This window comes from Fictibacillus terranigra (genome assembly GCF_030412265.1).
GTDB classification, from domain to species: domain Bacteria; phylum Bacillota; class Bacilli; order Bacillales; family Fictibacillaceae; genus Fictibacillus_C; species Fictibacillus_C terrinigri.
In genome coordinates this window covers 489,586-507,837 of record NZ_JAUHLN010000002.1, presented here as the reverse complement: position 1 = coordinate 507,837, position 18,252 = coordinate 489,586, and the positions used below count along the sequence as shown (strand labels likewise).

Below are 18,252 nucleotides of genomic sequence, written 5' to 3'. Positions count from 1 at the left end.
AATCGGGGGTGAACATATGAGTAAGATGCGTGTGTATGAATATGCAAAAAAACAAAATGTTCAAAGCAAGGATATCATCGATAAATTAAAGACGATGAACGTAGATGTATCCAATCATATGTCAATGATTGATGAAGACGCGATCCGTAGATTAAACGATGCATATCAGCCCAAAAATAAGATGACAGAGGAGAAACATAAAATAGAACAGAAAAAGAATTCATCCAACGTGAACAAGGTAGAAAATAAAAAAGAAAGTAAAAAAGAGAACACCATGAAAATCAAAAAAGACGACACACCTAAAAAACCGAACAACAGCCAGAACAGCAAACCAACTCCTAAAGCCGGAAACAACAGCCAGAACGCCAGACCTGGACAAAAAGGCGGCAACTTTAAGCCTGGCAATAAAAATAACAACAGCAATCATAATAACAAGAACAGAAACAATAGGAACAACAATAATAACCGTGGCAAATCTGCACCGGCACCACAGCCTAAGCCGGTACCAGTTACTCCAGAGAAGATAACATTCTCAGGTTCTTTGACGGTAAGTGAACTGGCTAAAAAACTGGCAAAAGAGCCATCTGAAATTATTAAAAAATTAATGTTCCTTGGTGTTATGGCTACGATCAACCAGGAACTGGACAAAGAAACCATCGAGTTGATCGCGGGTGACTATAACGTAGAGGTAGAAGAAGAGATCATCATCGATGAAACCGAGTTTGAAAACTACGAGAACGTCGATAAAGAAGAGGATCTTCAGGTTCGTCCACCGGTTGTAACGATCATGGGGCACGTCGACCACGGGAAAACAACCCTATTGGACTCGATCCGTGATACAAAAGTAACAGCTAGTGAAGCTGGCGGAATTACACAGCACATCGGGGCTTACCAGATTGAAGATAAAGGAAAGAAAATTACGTTCCTTGACACTCCAGGCCATGCTGCATTTACAACGATGCGTGCAAGAGGAGCACAAGTTACAGATATTACGATCCTTGTCGTGGCAGCCGATGACGGTGTTATGCCTCAGACGATAGAAGCGATCAATCATGCGAAAGCAGCTCAGGTGCCGATCATCGTAGCGGTTAACAAGATGGATAAAGAAGCGGCAAATCCGGACCGTGTCATGCAGGAATTAACGGAACACGGACTCGTTCCTGAAGACTGGGGCGGCGATACAATCTTCGTGAATGTATCAGCCCTTAAAGGTGAAGGAATCGATGACCTGATTGAAATGATTCAGCTTGTTGCAGAAGTAGAAGAGCTGAAAGCCAATCCGAAACGTGCAGCACAAGGCACTGTTATTGAAGCACAGCTTGATAAAGGGCGAGGATCAGTGGCTACTCTCCTCGTTCAGAACGGAACATTGAATGTCGGAGATCCGATCGTTGTCGGAAATACGTTCGGACGTGTCCGCGCGATGGTCAACGACATCGGACGCCGTGTTAAAGTCGCGGGACCTTCAACTCCGGTTGAGATTACGGGACTGAACGAAGTGCCTCAAGCAGGCGATCAGTTTATGGTATTTGTTGATGAGAAAAAAGCACGCCAGATCGGTGAAGCCCGTTCCAAAAAGCAAGTAGAAGCTCAGCGCAAAGAATCATCAAAGCTGAACCTCGAAGATCTGTTCAACCAGATCAAAGAAGGCGATATTAAAGAAATCAATGTTATCATTAAAGCAGATGTTCAAGGATCTGCAGAAGCCCTCGCCGGTTCCCTTCAGAAGATCGATGTGGAAGGCGTTAAGGTTAAGATTATCCACACTGGAGTCGGTGCGATCACTGAATCAGACATCATTTTAGCTTCTGCTTCCAATGCGATTATAATCGGTTTCAATGTCCGTCCTGATAATAACGCTAAACGTACCGCTGAAACCGAGAAAGTCGATGTTCGCCTGCACCGCATTATCTATAACGTGATCGAAGAGATCGAGTCTGCGATGAAGGGGATGCTTGATCCAGAGTTCGCAGAAAAGGTCATCGGCCAGGTTGAGATCCGAACAACCTTTAAAGTTTCAAAAGTCGGAACCATTGCCGGCTGTTACGTCACCGACGGAAAAGTAACACGCGATTCAACCGTTCGATTGATCCGTGACGGTGTCGTTATCTATGAAGGTAAGATTGATGCCCTTAAACGATTTAAAGATGACGCAAAAGAAGTTAGTGCTGGGTATGAATGTGGTATAACTTTAGAAAAGTTCAATGACATTAAAGAAGGAGACGTCATCGAAGCCTACATCATGGAAGAGATCAAACGGGCATGATTGGTTTCCTGACGGTCGAATGTTTCATCTATGAATCACATTCACTGAAGGAAAAACGCTCGGTAGTTAAAAAGGCCGTGACTCGGTTAAGACAGCAATTTAATCTTGCTGTCTCCGAGACCGACTTTCATGATTTATGGCAGAGAGCTGAACTTGGAATTGTAACCATCTCAAAGGACAAACTAATTGTAGAACAGGAACTTCAGAAAGCGATCAAGCTGATCAGCAGCATTCCTGAGCTGGAAGTGACAACAACTACAATCGAGTGGTTATAATGGACAGATAGAAACGGGGTGGAACAATGAGCAAAATCCGATCCAATCGCATTGGAGAGCAGATGAAGAAAGAACTTGGCGATATTATTGGCCGGAAGCTAAAAGATCCCCGCATTGGCTTTGTAACTGTAACAGGTGTTGAAGTTACGGGAGATTTACAGCAGGCAACTGTTTATATTTCCGTGTTTGGAGATGATGCACAAAAAGAACAGACACTTCGCGGTCTGGCAAAAGCATCAGGTTTTATCCGAACAGAGATCGGCAGACGAATCCGTTTGCGCAAGACGCCGGAAATTTCATTTAAATTCGATGAATCCATCGAGTATGGAAGCCGAATAGAAACGTTGCTGACCGATATTAAAGATTCTGATGAAGAAAACGATCACAATAAGAGATAGGCAGGCATTTGTTTGTCTGCCTCTTTTTTTGATGCACATAAATTGCAAGGGCTCGCAAAGGTGGTAGGATGATGGCATTAAAACAGCCAGAGGGCGTTTTGCCTTTATTAAAGCCGGCAGGAATGACATCGCATGACTGTGTGGCCAAGTTAAGAAAAATTTTAAAAACTAAAAAGGTCGGGCATACCGGTACACTGGATCCGGAAGTGACTGGTGTTTTGCCGGTGTGTGTCGGAAGAGGCACGAAAATTGCCCAATATATGACCGATTATCCAAAAGCCTATGTAGCTGAAGCAACGATTGGCCGTTCAACAACGACGGAAGATGCCCACGGGGACACCGTTGAAACAGAAGAGGTCCCAGGAGGGTTCGCCGCTGATCAGGTGGAGAAAGTCTTCGATTCGTTCAGAGGAGTGATCCAGCAGGTTCCTCCTATGTTTTCTGCTGTAAAAGTAAACGGTAAAAAGCTGTACCAATATGCCCGTGAAGGAGTCGAAGTGGAAAGACCGGTCCGCGAAGCGGTCATTTACGACCTTAAACTTCTTTCTAAAGAAAAAAATTTTCCGGGGCCATTTCCTTGCTTCTCATTTTCTGTTAAGTGCAGCAAGGGAACTTATATACGTACACTCGCGGTAGATATGGGCAAAAAGCTGGGCTATCCCGCCCACATGTCTAAATTAGTCAGAGTCGGTTCAGGACCTTTTGAACTGAAGGACTGTTTTACGTTTGAAGAAATAGAATCAGCCGCAGAAAACGGGACGATGGATGAGCTGTTCCTGCCCATTGAAAAAGCGATCGGACACTTTGAATCCATCATCGCTGATGAAGATATGGAACGGAAAATCAAGCACGGAGCCGTTCTGCCTATGGCAAAAGGTGTGCAAAATAACCCGTTTGCCGTTTATAATAAGAAAGGGCAATGCCTTGCCATCTATAAAAAACATCCCGAAAAACCGCATTTAATGAAACCAGAAAAAATTTTAGCCGTAGAGTAAGGCAAAGAGTTAGAAGGTGGATTCTTGAAAACAATTACACTGTCACATCCTCACCAGCTGAAAAAAAATGAACTCCCCCCTACAGTCATGGCTCTAGGGTATTTCGACGGCATACACAAAGGACATCAAAAAGTGATAGGGACGGCAGCAAAAATTGCACGTGAACAAAAAGCGGTTTCAGCAGTCATGTCGTTTCATCCCCATCCTTCTGTTGTGTTAGGGAAAAAAGAAGCGCATGTTTCCTATTTAACCCCATTGGAGAAAAAAGAAGTTCTGCTTCGCGAAATGGGGATTGATATTTTTTATCTAGTGGAGTTCAATGAAGAATTTGCATCACTCGCACCACTGACGTTTATTCAGGAATATTTGACCGGACTGAACGTCAGACATGTGGTCGCTGGCTTCGATTATACGTATGGCAAGTTTGGAAAAGGAAATATGGCCAAGATGAATGAGTATGCTAAAGGAGAATTTTCCCAGACCGTCATTGAAAAAATGGATATTCATGGCCAAAAGATAAGCTCGACCTTGATACGTAATCTTCTCAAGGAAGGCGACGTCGATCAGATTCCTGAATACCTGGGCAGGCCTTATTCCATAACGGGGGTGGTCATCCATGGTGAAAGCAGGGGGACATCCATCGGTTTTCCAACGGCCAACATCAGCAGCAATGACGACTATCTGATACCTGCCAACGGGGTGTATATCGTTCAGGTGGAGATCGGTGATACGGTATATAACGGAGTCGCCAACATCGGCAAGAAACCGACCTTCCATGAAGACCGGGAGGCGTCAATTGAAGTACACCTTTTTGATTTTTCTTCAAACATATATGGGAAAACGGTTGAAGTATACTGGCTGTCCCGGATCCGCGATGAAAAAAAATTCGACTCGGTTGACAGTCTTGTCAAGCAGATATCAGCTGACAAACAGGCAGCTCTAGATTTTTTTTATGAAAAGTAGGCTGGCTCTTGCATTATTCTTTAAAAAGAGGTAATCTATTATTTGTACTTCAATGTACAAAGTAACCGCTGCTTGGCATCGCGATTTCACCGACGCATGCTAGGTTGCCGGGGCTATCGAACAAAGGAGGTGAACAGGATGGCAATTTCTCAAGAACGTAAAAATGAACTGATCAGCGAGTACAAAACGCATGATCTTGATACTGGATCTCCAGAAGTTCAGATCGCTATCCTTACAGAGCAGATTAACACTCTTAATGACCATTTACGTACTCACAAGAAGGATCACCACTCACGCCGTGGTCTTTTGAAAATGGTAGGTAAGCGCCGTAACTTGCTAACGTATCTACGTAATAAAGATATCACACGTTATCGTGAGCTTATCAACAAGCTTGGATTACGTCGTTAATCGGAAAAGCGGGAATATTTCCCGCTTTTTTTCTGTAAAAAAACCCATACATAATCAAACAGCTATAATTTGAAAGAACAAGCCTAGTTTTTCTTTTTAGGAAAGATCAGTTTAGGATATAATATAGACATAATATTGTTTTATTGTCGAGAGGAGTACCAGAAGAAATGGAACAAGAGAAACGTATTTTTTCTATGGACTGGGCAGGCAGAGAACTGTCTTTTGAAATCGGAAATCTTGCAAAACAGGCAAACGGAGCCGTATTCGTCCGTTATGGCGACACAGCTGTGCTTTCAACAGCCGTTGCATCGAAAGAGCCTAAGAATTTAAGCTTTTTTCCTTTAACAGTCAACTATGAAGAACGCCTTTACGCTGTCGGGAAAATCCCGGGCGGTTTTATTAAACGTGAAGGACGTCCGAGTGAGAAAGCGATTCTCGCAAGCCGTCTGATCGACCGCCCGATCCGCCCGCTGTTCGCCGATGGATTCCGTAATGAAGTACAGGTTGTCAGCACGGTAATGAGTGTGGATCAGAACTGTTCTTCAGAAATGGCCGCAATGATCGGCTCATCTCTTGCGCTTTCCATCTCAAACATTCCGTTTGAAGGGCCGATTGCCGGTGTAACAGTAGGCCGGGTGGATGATAAGTTTGTAGTGAATCCTACGGTTGAAGAGAACGAGAAAAGTGATATTAGCCTCGTTGTTGCAGGAACGAAGGAAGCAATCAACATGGTAGAAGCAGGGGCGAAAGAAGTTCCCGAAGAAGTAATGCTTGAAGCGATCATGTTTGCTCATGAAGAAATCAAAAAGCTGATTGCGTTCCAGGAAAAGATTGTGGAAGAGGTCGGAAAAGAAAAAATGGAAGTTCAGCTTCATCAAGTCGACCAAGAACTGGTTGAAGAGATTCGCAGCTTTATTGGGGCTGATCTAACCGCGGCTGTCAGTGTTTTTGATAAACAGGAACGTCAGGCCGCTCTTGATGAATTGAAAAATAGAGTAGTTGCGAATTACGAAGAAACAGACGAAGAAAAAGTGGACGAAGCGAAGGAAGTTCTTCAGCTTCTCATAAAAGGAGAAGTCCGCCGCTTGATTCTTAAAGAAAAAATCCGTCCTGATGGAAGAAAGAGCAATGAGATCCGTCCTCTGTCTTCAGATGTCAGCCTGCTGGCACGTACTCACGGTTCCGGTCTGTTCACCCGTGGACAAACGCAAGCATTAAGTGTGTGTACACTCGGAGCCCTTGGGGATGTTCAGGTGCTTGACGGATTGGGAGTAGAAGAGTCAAAACGCTTCATGCACCAATATAACTTCCCTCCTTTCAGTGTAGGTGAGACAGGTTTCATGAGAGGTCCGGGACGAAGGGAAATCGGACACGGAGCCCTTGGAGAACGTGCCCTAGAGGCTGTTATTCCTTCTGAGGAATCCTTCCCGTATACAATCCGTCTTGTTTCAGAAGTTCTTGAATCCAACGGATCAACGTCACAGGCGAGCATCTGTGCGAGTACCCTTGCTATGATGGATGCTGGTGTTCCGATAAAAGCACCAGTTGCTGGAATTGCGATGGGTTTGGTCAGTGACGGAGAAGATGTGACTGTTCTAACAGACATTCAAGGAATGGAAGACCACCTGGGGGATATGGACTTCAAAGTAGCGGGTACTGCAAAAGGTGTAACCGCCCTGCAAATGGATATAAAGATTTCCGGTATCAACCGTGAAATTTTGGAACAGGCGTTAACTCAAGCGAAAGATGGCCGCCTGCACATTCTCTCTTCCATGCTGGAAACTTTGGATCAGCCTCGAAAACAGCTATCAGCTTATGCGCCTAAGATCATTACCATGAAAATCAATCCTGACAAGATCAGAGATGTAATCGGGCCGAGCGGAAAAGTCATCAATAAGATTATTGAAGAAACAGGCGTTAAGATTGATATCGAACAAGATGGTACGGTATTCATCGCTTCTGCTGATCAGGCAATGAACGAGAAAGCTCAAAAAATTATTGCTGATCTCGTCCGTGAGGTCCAAGTCGGGGAGTATTACGACGGCAAAGTAAAACGAATTGAAAAGTTCGGTGCTTTCGTTGAATTGTTCGCTGGAAAAGACGGACTGGTTCATATTTCTGAGCTTGCAGAAGAGCGAATCGGAAAAGTGGAAGACGTTGTGAAATTGGGCGATGTGATCCGCGTCAAAGTTACAGAGATCGATAATCAAGGACGGGTAAACCTTTCCCGCAAAACGGTTTTAAAAGAGCAGAAGAAAGAACAGGAACAAAAGAATAGTGAACAATAAAAAACCGGTTACACCGGTTTTTTTTATGCCTTTAAACAGTCGGACAATGTTCTAACAAGCCTGTGATGGACATACCCTTTCTACAGGAGGGGAGTTCAATGAAAAGAAATCTTCTGCATGTGGGTATGGTGATTCTAATAGTTGGTGTAACCGTCGGGACGGTGCAAAACCCGTTCACCTCCACTTATTTGCAAAGCATGAAAGCACAAACGGCCGCTGTTTCTAAAATGCAGGGCAACAGTTTATATGATCAGCTTCAGAAAAAAGCTGGTGAGGTAAACAAAGCGCCGGTGAATGCAGCGGTTGACCGGGTGTGGAAAGCGGTACCGGGTTACAATGGCGTTGAACTGGACGTCGACGCTTCTTATAAAAAGATGAGAGGTTCTAAAACCATTGATGATAAAAAACTTGTATACAAGCAAATTCCTCCGAAGGTAAAACTGAATGACCTGCCGCCTTCACCGATCTATAAGGGAAATCCTGAAAAACCGATGGTAAGCCTGCTGGTCAATGTCGCTTGGGGCAACGAATATCTGCCGAAACTGCTTAAAACGATGAAGGAAGCACATGTTCATTCAACGTTTTTTCTTGATGGATCATGGGTGAAGAAAAACCCGAGCCTGGCAAAAATGATATTGGATGAGGGCCATGAGATCGGAAATCATGCGTATACACACCCCGATCTTAAGAGAATGACCAACGAGCGGATCAGAGAAGAGCTATCGAGCACAAATCGAGTGATTGAAGCGACACTGGGCAAGAAAAACATTCCTAAGTGGTTTGCTCCGCCAAGCGGAAGCTACCGGGATGATGTTATCAAAATTGCTGCAGAACAGAAGATGAAAACGATCCTCTGGAGTGTGGACACCGTGGATTGGAGAAAGCCGGAGCCCGGCAGGATGGCAGAATCTGTGATAAGGAAAGTCCATCCAGGTGCGATGGTCCTGATGCATCCAACCTCATCCACTGCTGATGGCCTTAAACGGATGATCGAAGGCATTAAAGCCAAGGGCTATGCGATCGGAACCGTGTCCGGCCTGTTGGACGAGACACGCTTGATCACGAAAACTGCAGTGAAATAACATTGTTGTATGATAGGTATGTTAATGGTATATTGTTCCTATGAAAACAGTTGATCGAGATGGATTACAGCTAGGAGGAAACAAGTTTGATTATTAGACATTCGTGTCCAAACGGCGTAAGAGTCGTCTTGGAAAAGATTCCAACCGTACGTTCAGTTGCCATCGGTGTTTGGATTGGTACTGGATCACGGTTTGAAGTTCCCGAAAACAATGGAGTATCCCACTTTTTGGAGCACATGTTCTTCAAGGGGACAACATCCCGAAGCGCCAGGGAAATCGCAGAATCATTTGACAGCATTGGCGGTCAGGTCAATGCGTTCACTTCAAAAGAATATACATGCTACTACGCAAAGGTTCTTGATACCCATGCTCCCAGAGCCCTGAATGTCCTTTCCGATATGTTCTTCAACTCTACATTCGATGAACAGGAGCTTTTGAAAGAGAAAAACGTCGTTCTTGAAGAGATAAAAATGTATGAAGATACACCTGATGACATTGTTCATGATCTATTAAGCAGAGCTAGCTTTCATCAGCATTCTCTTGGATACCCGATCCTTGGAACAGAAAATACGCTGAATACGTTTAACGGCAAGACGCTCCGCGATTATATGGCAGATTACTATACACCAGAGAACGTTGTTGTCTCTGTAGCCGGGAACGTAGATGAAGGTTTTATAAAAGAGGTAGAGAACCTGTTCGGAGGCTATAGCGGCACGCCAGCTCATTCAAGCCTCCAGGCTCCCGTGTTTCATAGTGAGAAGCTGGCAAGGAAAAAAGAAACAGAACAAGCCCATCTGTGTCTTGGATTCCCTGGACTGTCATTGAAAGATCCCGATACGTTCTCCCTGATCGTTTTAAATAATATTTTTGGTTCAAGTATGAGCAGCAGGCTGTTTCAGGAAGTCCGTGAGCAGAGAGGCCTCGCTTATTCCGTTTTTTCTTACCACTCTGCGTACCGGGACAACGGGCTGTTTACCATATATGGAGGAACCGCTCCAGGTCAGCTCGATGAACTGTATAATACGGTTGGTATGATCGTAGATGAACTTAAAGATAAAGGTATTTCGGACAAAGAGCTAATGAATTCAAAAGAACAGATCAAAGGAAGCCTCATGCTCAGCCTTGAGAGTACGAACAGCAGAATGAGCAGAAACGGTAAGAATGAATTGATTCTTAACTATCACCGTTCTCTTGATGAAATGGTGCAGCTCATCGATGCTGTATCAAAAGAAAGCGTAGATACATTGATTCATCGAATTTTTGACAATGAATGTTCCGCATCCTTGGTCAGCCCGACAGGTGATCTGCCTAAAGGATTGCAATAAGACGCCTGCAGCATATGCTGCAGGTTTTTTTATGTCTTTTTCATAGGAAACTGTTAAATTCGGGCTTGTCATTAGGTTGTCTAACCAATCCCCGTTTGTAATTTTGAATATACTGTTGAGGTAAATGAGAAGAATCGCAAAGCAAGAATGAAAATAAAGGGTTTGAATACTGTTGCTGCCGATTAATGAGAGTCACCATCTAGGCAAAGGAATCATATGATGGTGTTGCGAACATGAACAAGGATTTCCCCTGTTTTTTAGGAGCAACAGAGAAAGGGGAGGAAGCATGTTAACTGACTTGCAAATTGCCATATTTGGCGGTGATGCCAGACAGCTGGAAGTGATCCGCAAGCTTACTGAACAAGGCGCCAACCTTGTGCTGGTTGGGTTTGATCAGCTGGATCACGGGTTTACCGGAGCTTCGAAAATGGATATGGGAGAAGTTGATTTTGCCAAATTAGATTTTATTGTGCTGCCGGTGAATGGCACGGGTCCGAATGGCGAGATTGATACCATTTTCTCAAATAAAAGCATTGTAATTACTTCTTCGCATTTAAAGCAGACCCCTGAGCATTGCCATGTATATTCAGGTATAACGAATAAGTACCTGAACGGCATCATAGCTGAAAGCGGACGGGGGCACACCCAGCTCTTCGAAAGGGATGATGTAGCCATCTACAACAGTATTCCGACTGTGGAAGGCACCCTGATGATGGTGATTCAAAACACCGATACAACCATCCATAAGTCAAACACGGTTGTTTTAGGATTCGGCCGTGTGGGCATGAGTGTGGCAAGAGCTTTTGCAGCACTTGGAGCAAGAGTGAAAGTTGGCGCAAGAAAACCGGAACATTTAGCACGGATCAGTGAGATGGGTTTTATTCCTTTTTATCTCGATGATTTGAAAAAAGAAGTGATTGATACGGATGTTTGCATTAATACCATTCCATTTCAAATTGTGACGTCAGACATTATCTCCAAAATGCCAACTCATACACTGATCATTGATCTGGCTTCTAAGCCTGGCGGAACTGATTTTAAGTATGCTGAAAAAAGGGGCATTAAAGCACTCCTTGCACCAGGATTGCCGGGCATTGTGGCACCGAAAACGGCTGGACAGATTCTCGGCAATGTCCTTTCCCAATTAATAAAGGAAGAAATGGTTAATCGAAAGGGGAAACCTTGATGAAAGTCAATGGAAAACACATTGGTTTTGGCTTAACTGGTTCTCATTGTACGTACGACGCCGTTTATCCTGAGATTAAAAGGTTGATTGATGAAGGGGCGAAAGTTACACCCTTTGTGACTCACACCGTACAAAACACGGATACACGGTTTGGCGAGGGTGAAGACTGGCTAAGGAAAATTTCAGAGCTTACGGGGATTGAACCCGTAAATTCTATCGTTAAAGCTGAGCCATTTGGCCCGAAGACACCATTGGATTGTATGATCATCGCCCCTTTGACAGGCAATTCCATCAGTAAGTTCGCCAATGCGATGACTGATTCTCCTGTTCTGATGGCAGCGAAAGCTACGATGCGGAATCAATCGCCTGTCGTACTCGGGATCTCAACAAATGACGGACTTGGGTTAAATGGTGTGAATATTATGAGGCTGATGGCGGCCAAGAACATTTATTTTGTGCCGTTTGGCCAGGATGACCCTGTAAACAAGCAAAATTCACTCGTCGCACATATGGAATATCTGCTTGAAACAGTAGAAGCTGCACTCGAAGGAAAACAGCTGCAGCCTGTACTCAGGATGAACGGCTGAGCAATTCATTAAAAATAGCTTTCTATTAGCGGGAAGTATGTTAAAATGTGAAATAAAATGTGTATTCCAAAAAGATTCTCTCGTATGAGCTGCTGGAGAGAAACAAAGATGTTTCACTAGAAGGAGAAACATTCGTGTTTCTCCTTCTGTCATGACAAGGTTTATGGACTAAACAAAAAAGGAGATACAGTCTAATGACTCAGAATGGATTTCATGTAGCGGTAGTCGGTGCGACGGGTGCCGTTGGACAACAAATGTTAAGAACACTGGAAGAAAGAAACTTCCCGATTGCTAAATTATCTCTGCTTGCAAGCAGCAGATCTGCCGGCAAAACAGCGGTTTATAAAGGCGAAGAAGTGGTGATTCAAGAAGCGCTGCCTGAAGCCTTTGAAGGAGTGGACATCGCTTTGTTTTCAGCGGGAGGCTCTATCTCCAAAGAATTGGCTCCTGAAGCGGTAAAACGCGGCGCGGTTGTGATCGATAACACGAGTGCGTACCGTATGGATGAGAATGTTCCCTTGGTCGTACCAGAAGTCAATGAAGAAGATATCCGCCAGCATAAGGGCATCATCGCCAATCCGAACTGCTCGACGATTCAGATGGTGGTTGCTTTAAAGCCGCTACAAGAAAAGTATGGCTTAAACAAAGTCATCGTCTCAACTTACCAGGCGGTATCAGGTGCAGGCGCAAAAGCGATTGAAGAATTAAAGTCCCAATCACAGGCCATCCTGGAAGGTAAAGAGTTCACCCCAGAAATCCTGCCGTGTGCGGGTGATGAAAAACACTATCAGATCGCATTTAATGCGGTACCTCAGATTGATAAGTTTCAGGAGAACGGATATACCTTTGAAGAGATGAAGATGATCAATGAAACGAAAAAGATCATGCATATGCCTCAACTGCAGGTAGCCGCCACTTGCGTCAGGCTTCCGGTTGAGACGGGCCACTCCGAATCTGTCTATGTTGAATTAGGAGAGGATGTAGAATCCATCGAAGAATTCAAACAGCTTCTGGCTTCATCTGAAGGTATTATTCTGCAGGATGATCCTCAGAATCAAATCTATCCTATGCCAGCTCATTCTGTTGGCAAAAATGACGTATTTGTCGGCCGTATCAGAAGAGACCTGGACCGCAATGATGCGTTCCATCTATGGATTGTATCTGACAACTTATTAAAAGGGGCAGCCTGGAACTCGGTGCAGATTGCAGAAAGCCTGATTAAACTTGAATTGCTGAACTAATCAAAGAAGGTGCTGACTTCATGAAGATAATCATACAAAAATTTGGGGGCACATCCTTAAAAGATGAAAACGGCAGGGAACTGGCAGCCGAGCATGTTAAAAGAGCGGTGGCTGAAGGCTATAAGGTCGTCTGTGTTGTCTCGGCAATGGGACGTAAAGGTGATCCTTACGCGACAGATACACTTCTAAGCCTGATTGGAGCTACTGATCATCAAGTGGAAAGCAGAGAATATGATCTGCTTCTTTCTTGTGGAGAAATTATTTCTTCTGTTGTGTTTTCCAACCTGCTAAAAAGTAAAGAAATATCTTCTACAGCCTTGACTGGCTCCCAAGCCGGCTTCAGGACGAACGACGAACATACGAACGCAAGAATTACAGATATGCAATGTGACAGGCTCCGTTCCATGCTTGAAACACATGACACGGTAGTTGTTGCCGGATTTCAGGGTGAATCTCCTGAGGGGGATGTAACAACGCTCGGCCGGGGAGGCAGTGATACGTCCGCGTCAGCCCTTGGAGCAGCCCTTGGAGCTGAATATATTGATATTTTTACAGATGTGGAAGGCGTGATGACCGCGGACCCGAGGATCGTGAAAGAAGCAGTGCCTCTATCTGTTGTTACTTACAATGAAATCTGCAATATGGCTTACCAGGGAGCGAAAGTGATTCACCCCCGTGCAGTCGAGATTGCGATGCAGGCAAAAGTGCCATTAAGAATCCGTTCAACCTATTCTGAGCTTCCTGGAACCCTTGTGACCTCAGCCATATCCAAAGGAGCAGGTCGGGATGTGCAGGATCATGTCATTACAGGCATCGCACATGTCCCTGATGTCACCCAGATCAAAGTATTTGCGAAGGATGCTCAATATGACCTTCATACCAAGGTCTTTAAAGCCATGGCAAAAGAACAGATTTCTGTAGACTTTTTCAACATCAGCCCTAAAGGTGTCGTATATACAGTCATGGAAAGTATGGCACAACATGCCGAGCACGTCCTTAACGACCTCGGATATTCGCCCGAGATTACGCGAAGCTGTGCAAAAGTATCCGCAGTCGGAGCAGGAATGTCAGGTGTACCAGGGGTGACGGCTACGATTGTAGAGGCATTAGTCGATGAAAATATACAAATTTTGCAGTCCGCTGACTCCCACACCACCATTTGGGTGCTCGTAAGACAGGATGACATGGTAAAGGCAGTGAATGCCTTGCATAAAGCATTTGAGTTAGATAAAGTCCATTCCACTGGATTAGAGTCTCCTGACCAATAAAAAAAGAAGTATCTATATAGTGGATATTGCAAGATTTTAAGGAGCTGATCGAAATGCATTTGGGAAATATAAGCACAGCTATGGTAACTCCCTTTGACAGCAAGGGAAATATTGATTTTATCAAAACGACAAAGCTGGTGAATTACTTAATACAAAACGGTACAGACAGCCTGGTGGTTGCAGGCACAACGGGTGAGTCACCAACATTATCAACAGAGGAAAAGATTGCGCTATTCAGGCATGTTGTAAAAGTTGTTGATAAAAGGGTTCCTGTTGTCGCAGGAACTGGAAGCAATAACACCAAAGCATCCATCGACCTGACCAAGAAGGCAGAACAAGCCGGTGTTGATGCGATTATGATCGTGGCGCCTTACTACAGTAAACCGAGCCAGGAAGGAATCATTGCCCATTTTAAAGCCATAGCAGCTGAAACCAGCCTCCCGATCATGGCTTACAATGTTCCGGGGCGCACCATGGTCAGCATTTCCGCTGAAACCGTTATTGAGCTTTCCAAAATCCCTAACGTTATTGCCATCAAAGATGCCGGTGGTGATTTGGGAGAGATGAGCCAAATCATAGAGCAAACGTCTGAGGATTTTCTTCTGTACAGCGGTGATGATGGTATCACACTGCCGGTATTATCCATCGGAGGAGCAGGGATCGTATCTGTCGCATCCCATGTGATAGGAAATCAAATGCAGGAAATGATTTCGCAATTTAAACAAGGAAGGGTACAGGAAGCGGCAAAACTTCACAGGAAGCTTCTGCCGGTTATGGATGAGATGTTTAAAGCACCAAGCCCGGCCCCTGTTAAAACAGCTTTGCAGTTTAAGGGGCTTGATGTCGGAAGCGTACGTCTTCCTTTATTGCCATTGAACCAGCAGCAGCGGGAATCGTTATCCAAAATCATGCGATCTTCATTGTAAAATGAAAACAAGCGGCCATTGTGCCGCTTTTTTTATTTCAGCCATAAGCACAGGGATAGAAAAGAAAACGTTGCTTCTTCTTGTATTCGCTTTCGAACATAAGCTATAATGAATTCAAGTGACGTGAACGGAGAGTACATAAACACAACAACTGGGAGGATTATTACATTGACAACGAAACAACAAAATAGTGAAAAGATTAAAGTTTTTGCCCTGGGCGGTATTGGCGAAATTGGCAAAAACATGTATGTGGTCGAAGCGGGGGAGGATATCTTTGTCCTGGATGCAGGCTTAATGTTTCCTCAGGAGGAAATGCTTGGCATCGATATCGTGATTCCGGACATAACCTATCTTGTCCAGAACAAGGACAGAGTCAAGGGGATTTTTCTGACCCATGCACACGAAGACCACATCGGCGGACTTCCTTTTATTTTAAAGCAGCTGCCTGTTCCTGTTTACGGAACGAAGCTTACCCTAGGGCTTGTAGAAGCAAAGCTGAAAGAAGCTGGACTTCATAAGAGCACGAAAATGCACTTAGTCAGTTCAGAATCCGTCCTCGACTTTGGAGAGTATAAAGTTACTTTCTTTGGCACAAATCACAGTATTCCAGATTCCGTCGGCATTGCCGTTCACACGCCGCAGGGAGTCATCGTGAATACAGGTGACTTTAAGATTGACCAGTCTCCGATCGATGGGAAGCATACGGATTTTGGCAAGATTGCTGAGCTGAACAGCAAAGGGGTACTATGCCTGCTTTCGGACAGCACCAATGCGGAAAGGCCTGGCATGACAGGTTCCGAAAAGTCAGTGGGGCATGAGATCGATAATGTGTTTGCTGAAGCGAAGGGCCGGATTATCATCGCATCTTTCGCATCCAATGTTCACCGCATCCAGCAGATTTTCACCGCTGCTGCCAAAACCAACAGGAAAATTGTCATTACCGGAAGAAGCATGGTAAAAGTTGTGGACATCGCTTCTGATTTAGGATATCTGAACATCGAGAAAGACAGTATGATCTCCATTGATCAGATGAATAACTTTTCGGAAGACCGTATAGTTATTTTAACAACCGGCAGTCAGGGCGAACAAATGGCGGCTTTGTCGCGCATGGCGCATAAAGCACATAAACAGATCGCGATCCGGCATACGGATACAGTGGTCATTGCAGCTACGCCAATCCCTGGAAACGAGCGTTCTGTAGCCCGCATCGTCGATTTATTGATGAGGACAGGTGCTGAAGTTATTTTCGGACAGCGCAAAGTGCACGTTTCAGGGCACGGCTGCCAGGAAGAATTGAAGTTGATGCTGAGCCTTATGAAGCCTAAATATTTTATCCCTGTCCACGGGGAATATAAAATGCAAAAAGCGCACCAAAATCTTGCGCTTCAGGTAGGCGTTGATGCTGAAAATATTTTTATTCTTGAAAAAGGAGAAGTCGTTGAGTTTGCTGACGGTTTGGCTAAACGGACCGGAAAAGTTCCAGCAGGAAACGTTCTCGTTGACGGCTTAGGTGTAGGGGATATCGGAAACATCGTGCTGCGCGACCGAAAGCTTCTGTCCCAGGACGGAATACTGGTTGTCGTCGTTACGATAAGCAGAGCGTCCAATCAAATCATATCCGGCCCTGAAATAATATCCCGGGGATTTGTTTACGTCCGCGAGAGTGAAGAGCTCCTTCAGGAAGCGAACAAACTTGTGACAGAAGTGCTCGATAAATGCATGCAGGAAAAAGTGAAGGACTGGTCTTCATTAAAATCCAACATGCGCGATTCACTCAGCCATTATTTATTTGATAAAACACGCCGTCGGCCAATGATTATGCCGATCATTATGGAAATTTAATGCCTGCTTCTGCAGGCATTTTTTTAATTTGTCAGCTGGAATAAAAGTAATGTCCAACACAAAAAGCGTGTTGCCATGTTAGAGTTCCAGCGCTTGTCGGACCTGCAGGAGCTTCCGCTTGTCTTTGCAGAATGAAAATAACCCCAGCGTTCATACTATAAGAAAATGCTGAACAAGCATAAGGGGGTTACTAGTATGAATCAGGATCAAGAACCGAAACAGCCGAATGGGCCCGAAGGCAATTCGGAACAGAGCAGTCTCGTCAGCAAACTGCAGTCACTCGGGCAGACAAATGTTCCGCAGATGGAAGGATCCAGTATCCACTGCTTGACGATTGTCGGCCAGATTGAGGGACATGTGCAGCTTCCGCCGAATAATAAAACCACAAAGTATGAGCATTTAATCCCTCAATTGGTGGCGATCGAACAGAACCCGAAGATCGAAGGGCTGCTGATCATCTTGAATACAGTAGGCGGGGACGTTGAAGCCGGTCTTGCCATTTCAGAAATGATTGCTTCTCTCTCCAAGCCATCGGTTTCACTCGTCCTCGGAGGAGGACATTCGATAGGAGTGCCCATAGCGGTGTCAGCCAATTATTCATTCATCGCTGAAACAGCGACGATGACCATACATCCTGTAAGGCTAACAGGGCTTGTTATCGGTGTGCCTCAGACGTTTGAATACCTAGATAAAATGCAGGAAAGAGTCATCAATTTTGTAACTTCACATTCAGGCATAACCGAAGAAAAATTTAAAGAACTCATGTTTTCAAAAGGAAACTTAACAAGGGATATCGGAACGAACGTGATCGGCAAAGATGCCGTCAGCGATGGGCTGATCAATGAAGTAGGCGGAGTCGGGCAGGCAATTGCCAAGCTGAACGAAATGATGGAGCAGAACCGTCTTAAGAAAACGAATGACGGGCTTGAGGTGATCCAATGACCTGGTATACCCTTATGCCTCATGAGCTCATGTTTCCTGATGGACAAAACGGACAATCGGCGCAAAACAGCGTTCAAACCCAAATGCTTTATAAAAATATACCAGTGCTGGTTGAGCAAATCTCCCCATTGGAATATAAAGTGGTCCGGGTGATGAGTACAGATCCGGCCCACTTTATGAACGACGACTGCTGTCCGGGGCAAATTCTGAGGGCAGACCATTCCTAAAGCGATAGATAAGCAGGCTGGTTCTGTGATATA

General features: G+C 44.7%; 17 protein-coding genes. All 17 read left to right on the top strand.

Annotated elements, in window-relative coordinates; genetic code table 11:
* The first annotated feature begins 16 nt into the window (after window positions 1-16).
* Entirely contained in the window at window positions 17-2,266 is a 2,250-nt protein-coding gene (gene infB / locus QYF49_RS10370) for a translation initiation factor IF-2 (protein WP_290399524.1), read from the top strand.
* The gene (locus QYF49_RS10365) at window positions 2,263-2,541 is read left to right on the top strand and encodes a DUF503 domain-containing protein (RefSeq protein WP_290399523.1); all 279 of its coding nucleotides are present in this window, start codon (window positions 2,263-2,265) and stop codon (window positions 2,539-2,541) included. The genes infB and QYF49_RS10365 overlap by 4 nt, the downstream gene beginning before the upstream one ends.
* Before the next feature lie 26 nt (window positions 2,542-2,567).
* Window positions 2,568-2,939: a 30S ribosome-binding factor RbfA gene (gene rbfA, locus QYF49_RS10360; RefSeq protein WP_290399522.1), complete on the top strand. Its 372-nt coding sequence runs from the start codon at window positions 2,568-2,570 to the stop codon at window positions 2,937-2,939.
* A gap of 68 nt (window positions 2,940-3,007) precedes the next feature.
* Window positions 3,008-3,934 (top strand): tRNA pseudouridine(55) synthase TruB, encoded by a 927-nt coding sequence (gene truB / locus QYF49_RS10355; RefSeq protein ID WP_290399521.1) that lies wholly within the window; start codon window positions 3,008-3,010, stop codon window positions 3,932-3,934.
* A 24-nt stretch (window positions 3,935-3,958) separates the two neighbouring features.
* Window positions 3,959-4,897, top strand: a complete 939-nt coding sequence (gene ribF, locus QYF49_RS10350; protein WP_290399520.1) for a bifunctional riboflavin kinase/FAD synthetase — start codon at window positions 3,959-3,961, stop codon at window positions 4,895-4,897.
* Between the two features lie 138 nt (window positions 4,898-5,035).
* The gene (rpsO, locus tag QYF49_RS10345; RefSeq protein ID WP_290399519.1) at window positions 5,036-5,305 is read left to right on the top strand and encodes a 30S ribosomal protein S15; all 270 of its coding nucleotides are present in this window, start codon (window positions 5,036-5,038) and stop codon (window positions 5,303-5,305) included.
* Between the two features lie 167 nt (window positions 5,306-5,472).
* Complete coding sequence (pnp, locus tag QYF49_RS10340) at window positions 5,473-7,593, top strand: polyribonucleotide nucleotidyltransferase (RefSeq protein WP_290399518.1); 2,121 nt, start codon at window positions 5,473-5,475, stop codon at window positions 7,591-7,593.
* Between the two features lie 98 nt (window positions 7,594-7,691).
* Window positions 7,692-8,675 carry a polysaccharide deacetylase family protein gene (locus tag QYF49_RS10335; RefSeq protein ID WP_290399517.1) on the top strand — a complete coding sequence of 328 codons (984 nt, stop codon included), beginning with the start codon at window positions 7,692-7,694 and terminating at the stop codon, window positions 8,673-8,675.
* A gap of 86 nt (window positions 8,676-8,761) precedes the next feature.
* Window positions 8,762-10,000 (top strand): M16 family metallopeptidase, encoded by a 1,239-nt coding sequence (locus tag QYF49_RS10330; protein ID WP_290399516.1) that lies wholly within the window; start codon window positions 8,762-8,764, stop codon window positions 9,998-10,000.
* Window positions 10,001-10,286: 286 nt separating this feature from the next.
* Window positions 10,287-11,186, top strand: coding sequence for a dipicolinic acid synthetase subunit A (gene dpaA, locus QYF49_RS10325; RefSeq protein WP_290399515.1), 900 nt, complete (start codon window positions 10,287-10,289; stop codon window positions 11,184-11,186).
* Window positions 11,186-11,773 (top strand): dipicolinate synthase subunit B, encoded by a 588-nt coding sequence (gene dpaB / locus QYF49_RS10320; RefSeq protein ID WP_290399514.1) that lies wholly within the window; start codon window positions 11,186-11,188, stop codon window positions 11,771-11,773. The genes dpaA and dpaB overlap by 1 nt, the downstream gene beginning before the upstream one ends.
* A 194-nt stretch (window positions 11,774-11,967) precedes the next feature.
* Entirely contained in the window at window positions 11,968-13,014 is a 1,047-nt protein-coding gene (asd, locus tag QYF49_RS10315; protein WP_290399513.1) for an aspartate-semialdehyde dehydrogenase, read from the top strand.
* Between the two features lie 20 nt (window positions 13,015-13,034).
* Window positions 13,035-14,282 (top strand): aspartate kinase, encoded by a 1,248-nt coding sequence (gene dapG / locus QYF49_RS10310; protein WP_290399512.1) that lies wholly within the window; start codon window positions 13,035-13,037, stop codon window positions 14,280-14,282.
* A gap of 53 nt (window positions 14,283-14,335) precedes the next feature.
* The gene (gene dapA, locus QYF49_RS10305) at window positions 14,336-15,208 is read left to right on the top strand and encodes a 4-hydroxy-tetrahydrodipicolinate synthase (RefSeq protein ID WP_290399511.1); all 873 of its coding nucleotides are present in this window, start codon (window positions 14,336-14,338) and stop codon (window positions 15,206-15,208) included.
* A 168-nt stretch (window positions 15,209-15,376) separates the two neighbouring features.
* Window positions 15,377-17,050, top strand: a complete 1,674-nt coding sequence (locus QYF49_RS10300) for a ribonuclease J (RefSeq protein ID WP_290399510.1) — start codon at window positions 15,377-15,379, stop codon at window positions 17,048-17,050.
* Between the two features lie 195 nt (window positions 17,051-17,245).
* Entirely contained in the window at window positions 17,246-17,992 is a 747-nt protein-coding gene (locus tag QYF49_RS10295) for a ClpP family protease (RefSeq protein ID WP_290399509.1), read from the top strand.
* On the top strand, window positions 17,989-18,219 hold the full coding sequence (locus tag QYF49_RS10290) for a YlzJ-like family protein (RefSeq protein WP_290399508.1): 231 nt from the start codon (window positions 17,989-17,991) through the stop codon (window positions 18,217-18,219). The genes QYF49_RS10295 and QYF49_RS10290 overlap by 4 nt, the downstream gene beginning before the upstream one ends.
* Window positions 18,220-18,252 lie beyond the last annotated feature (33 nt).

Bases quoted from the DNA above. Each gene is read 5' to 3' on its own strand.
- infB (WP_290399524.1), top strand. From the start codon at position 17: ATGAGTAAGATGCGTGTGTATGAATATGCAAAAAAACAAAATGTTCAA.
- QYF49_RS10365 (WP_290399523.1), top strand. From the start codon at position 2,263: ATGATTGGTTTCCTGACGGTCGAATGTTTCATCTATGAATCACATTCA.
- rbfA (WP_290399522.1), top strand. From the start codon at position 2,568: ATGAGCAAAATCCGATCCAATCGCATTGGAGAGCAGATGAAGAAAGAA.
- truB (WP_290399521.1), top strand. From the start codon at position 3,008: ATGATGGCATTAAAACAGCCAGAGGGCGTTTTGCCTTTATTAAAGCCG.
- rpsO (WP_290399519.1), top strand. From the start codon at position 5,036: ATGGCAATTTCTCAAGAACGTAAAAATGAACTGATCAGCGAGTACAAA.
- pnp (WP_290399518.1), top strand. From the start codon at position 5,473: ATGGAACAAGAGAAACGTATTTTTTCTATGGACTGGGCAGGCAGAGAA.
- QYF49_RS10335 (WP_290399517.1), top strand. From the start codon at position 7,692: ATGAAAAGAAATCTTCTGCATGTGGGTATGGTGATTCTAATAGTTGGT.
- dpaA (WP_290399515.1), top strand. From the start codon at position 10,287: ATGTTAACTGACTTGCAAATTGCCATATTTGGCGGTGATGCCAGACAG.
- dpaB (WP_290399514.1), top strand. From the start codon at position 11,186: ATGAAAGTCAATGGAAAACACATTGGTTTTGGCTTAACTGGTTCTCAT.
- asd (WP_290399513.1), top strand. From the start codon at position 11,968: ATGACTCAGAATGGATTTCATGTAGCGGTAGTCGGTGCGACGGGTGCC.
- dapG (WP_290399512.1), top strand. From the start codon at position 13,035: ATGAAGATAATCATACAAAAATTTGGGGGCACATCCTTAAAAGATGAA.
- dapA (WP_290399511.1), top strand. From the start codon at position 14,336: ATGCATTTGGGAAATATAAGCACAGCTATGGTAACTCCCTTTGACAGC.
- QYF49_RS10295 (WP_290399509.1), top strand. From the start codon at position 17,246: ATGAATCAGGATCAAGAACCGAAACAGCCGAATGGGCCCGAAGGCAAT.
- QYF49_RS10290 (WP_290399508.1), top strand. From the start codon at position 17,989: ATGACCTGGTATACCCTTATGCCTCATGAGCTCATGTTTCCTGATGGA.